This is a genomic window from Croceitalea marina (assembly GCF_042684265.1).
Taxonomy (GTDB): domain Bacteria; phylum Bacteroidota; class Bacteroidia; order Flavobacteriales; family Flavobacteriaceae; genus Croceitalea; species Croceitalea marina.
In genome coordinates, this window is sequence record NZ_JBHULB010000065.1 from 1 (window position 1) to 2,507 (window position 2,507).

A 2,507-nucleotide genomic window follows, 5' to 3' on the forward strand; every position below is an offset into this window, starting at 1 on the left:
ATAATAATTAGTTATCCTTTATTTATCTAGCTAGTACGCGTTGCCAAAAAAGATTAATATAGCACCCAAAATGCTTAGTATAATTCCTGGAAGGCTAATGTTAAGAATGGTCTTAGCCTCAAAATAATTGTCTTCATTGTTTTTAAGTTGAACCTTATCCAATATAAATAGGAAGTATATCAATCCCATTGAAATCATGAATATCCCGACATATAGAATCATATACATTTTTGCAGAATGATTTTTATCATCTAGGTTGGCGATATAAAAATAATGGTGCCCAAAGGCAACACTAATATAGATGAGGAAACATAGAACCGTACTTATAATAACCCAAATTGACAATGAAGGGATGTTGATATTTGTTCTAGTTTTATCAAGACCGTTTTTTTTATCTGTATTTACCATTTACTTTTTTTAACTGTAGCTAAAAGTTTATTGTTGTTTCTCTTTATAATCGTACATATCCACCCCGTAGATTTTAGATACTTTTAGTTTCTCGTTGCAATAGTCAAGTTTCCTTTTAACCTTTCCAAGGTTAATCTTGTAGCGTTCGAGAGCAGCAAAAAAGTGAATATGGTTATCATTAAAATCATCTTCTAAATAATATAGGCTTTCTGTAAAACGATCATATGTAAACCTACTTTCATGAGTTTCCAGTGCCTCAGTGAAATGAAATGCAGCTTTCTCATAATTATATTTTGCCTTTAAATTAGGCATGGCTTGAGAACCGATCAAATTTCTCGTGGTCATATACAATTTTGAAGAGCCTTTGTAATTCATGAAAATTCCAACATCTCTCTCTTGTATGTCATAGGCCTCAAAATATTCACACCATGCGGCCCTTTTTTCATATGCGAAAGCAAACGTAGAATGGTTAGAAATATAGGTAGCTCCAAATACCTTTAAAATCCTTATAGTTTCAGTTAAACAATAAATTGTATCAGATATCAAATATCTGATAATTTCGTGGTCTTCTTCTGGTGTCATCTTTTCCCATATCGATTCAAAAGAAGCTGGAATTTCTTCGCCCCTTTTTTTCCCCATAAGCTCCCTCATTTTTCTTTCAAAAGTTCCATAATTGAATCTTATTTTAACATAAAGTGAATTTAGGCGACCGTACATGCCATTTAAGTTGGCATATTTGCTAGGGTTATAAAGTGTAAAATCCTTTTTAAGCTCATTCCAATTCTTATCAAATACACCAAACCGTAGCTTTATTAACCTATAGAGCATCAAAATCTCTTGTGCTTCGCTAATAGACGGCAAATTATTGAGGATATAATGGAAATAGTTTTCATCTATTTCCTCTCGCCTTATTTTAAAAATCTCTTTCATTCGCTCAATCTCTTGGCGGGTAGACGCGTTATAAGATCTATATATAGACGAAAGGATTTTCATTACCATGTCCGTAACATTTCTGAAGAAATCTTTTTTTGTTACAATGTTATTTGGCCTATCAAGAACCTTAGCAATTCTTAGACTGTTCATTTCAATTAGATGCATCACCTTAATATATTGAAAAGCAGCCTTACTATGATCTTGGTTTAAATAGTAAAAAAAGCTAGACATCAAATAGCAACCCAATACCCTATTCAAGTTTCCAGATTCAAATAAATTCCTTATTTCTTCGCGTTTAGTGCTAATCTCAATCTCTCCATTGAAAAGAGAAACTGTAGATTTATATAGAGACCAATCGATAATGTTGGTACTTTTATCTATCGAACACAAATAGGCATCCCCTAAATCACTTAAACCGCTACCTAACATCTTTATCTCTTCAAAACGAGGATGAGTTTTAAGGTTGTTCTTGGGCCATGCATCAATGTAATTATCGAATAGTATGTCTATTAGGTGTTTATCCTTAGCCCCTAATATTTGAAGACTTATCCTATACAGTTTCTGTGCTGAGAATTTGTTATGTATGTCTTTTCTTTCTTCTACATCACCAGTATAAAAAGGGCGGTAATTGATAAAATATAACAAGTCCCCTACTTTATTATGATACTCGGAAAGAATTAGTTTTTCAACTTTTTCATTGGTGATCTTAGTTAAAAAAGATATCTGCTGTAAGGCCACTTTTATATCCTCATCTGTAATACCACCAATTTTTTCTTTATCTAATACGTGGAGCTTTGCCATAAATGGCTGATATAAAAGACGTACCGTTTCTGCGGTAGAAGATTTATATAAAAGCTCATGATTAAATGAATAAAATGGTAGTTTCAGAATATCATTGTAGTAATTTTTATCATATTCACTTACGGTAGTTTTAGGAGAATAGTCAATTTCTTTATTTGACTTTATTTTGTGAACTAAAATATTATGATTCTCATCACTCTCTTTTACATATCCGATTTTTTCTAACTCTACCTCTAAGTGCAAAAAACGGGCATAGTATACCACCTGCGGCGGATTAAACTGAGCCACCCGCGGCGGACCAAAGTGAGCATAGTGGGGCGGATGAAAGTGAGCCACTAAAAAGATCGATTCTATTTGAGTGTTGC

Annotated in this window: 2 protein-coding genes; both read right to left on the minus strand. The window is 32.9% G+C overall.

Going from position 1 to position 2,507, the window contains the following annotated elements; genetic code table 11:
• Window positions 1-30 precede the first annotated feature (30 nt).
• Window positions 31-408, minus strand: coding sequence for a hypothetical protein (locus ACFSQJ_RS14420; protein ID WP_377767675.1), 378 nt, complete (start codon window positions 406-408; stop codon window positions 31-33).
• 27 nt (window positions 409-435) lie between these two features.
• The coding region (locus tag ACFSQJ_RS14425) for a hypothetical protein (RefSeq protein WP_377767676.1) at window positions 436-2,507 on the minus strand (2,072 nt) is incomplete at its 5' end.